The sequence below is a fragment of the Rhodoferax sp. UBA5149 genome, assembly GCF_002413825.1.
Lineage (GTDB): Bacteria > Pseudomonadota > Gammaproteobacteria > Burkholderiales > Burkholderiaceae_C > Rhodoferax.
In genome coordinates, this window is record NZ_DHXT01000098.1 from 1 (window position 1) to 955 (window position 955).

The window sequence follows — 955 nt, forward strand, 5'->3', positions numbered from 1 at the left end:
TTGTCAATCACGCTCATGCCCTTAAACAGCGCCAGATTCTGGAAAGTGCGCCCAATGCCCATCACGGCCACCTGGTGGCTGTCCATGTGGTTGAAGGTCTTGCCGCGAAAGGCGATGGAGCCCTGCTGCGGTGTGTAGACCCCGTTGATGCAGTTGAGCATGGAGCTCTTGCCCGCGCCGTTGGGGCCGATGATGGCGCGCACCTCATGCTCGCGCACATTGAATGAAATGTCGGTCAGCGCCTTGACGCCGCCGAAACTCAAAGAGATGTTCTTGACGTCGAGAATGACGTCGCCTATTTTCTTGCTCATGCTGCTGCCTTTACCGGCGCGAAGGTCTTCGCGTCGTCGATTCGCAGCGTGGCGCTGACGCTGCCGGTGCGACCGTCTTCAAACTTGACCTGGGTTTCGATGAACTGCGATGTGCGGCCTTCGTACAGGGCGTCTACCAGCGTCTGGTATTTTTCAGCGATGAAACCGCGGCGAACCTTGTTGGTGCGGGTCAACTCGCCGTCGTCCGCGTCCAGCTCCTTGTGCAGCACCAGGAAGCGGCTCACTTGTGAACCGGCCAGCATCGAGTCGACACTCAGATCGACATTTACTTTTTCGACGCACTCCTTGATGAGTTGATAGACCTCGGGCTTTTGCGCCAGATCGGTGTAACCGGCGTAGGGCAGGTTGCGACGCTCGGCCCAGTTGCCGACCGCGTCGAAGTCGATATTGATCATGACGCACACTTTTTCGCGGCCGTCGCCGTAGGCCACCACTTCCTTGATGTGCGGGAAAAACTTGAGCTTGTTCTCCACATACTTGGGCGCAAACATGGCGCCGTCATTGGCGCCGCCCTTGATGCGGCCCACGTCTTTCACGCGGTCGATGATCTTCAGGTGGCCGTGCGCATCGAGAAAGCCGGCGTCACTGGTGTGGTACCAGCCATCAGCGCTAAGCACCTCGGC

1 protein-coding gene and 1 pseudogene are annotated in these 955 nt (G+C 58.6%); both read right to left on the minus strand.

The genetic code is table 11. The features are described from left to right. Positions 1-311: ATP-binding cassette domain-containing protein (locus tag B3V69_RS08810; protein WP_296445710.1), on the minus strand; the 311-nt coding region annotated here is incomplete at its 3' end. Further along, positions 308-955, minus strand: a pseudogene (locus B3V69_RS08815) (long-chain fatty acid--CoA ligase); the annotation flags it as partial. The pseudogene B3V69_RS08815 and the gene B3V69_RS08810, both read right to left, overlap by 4 nt.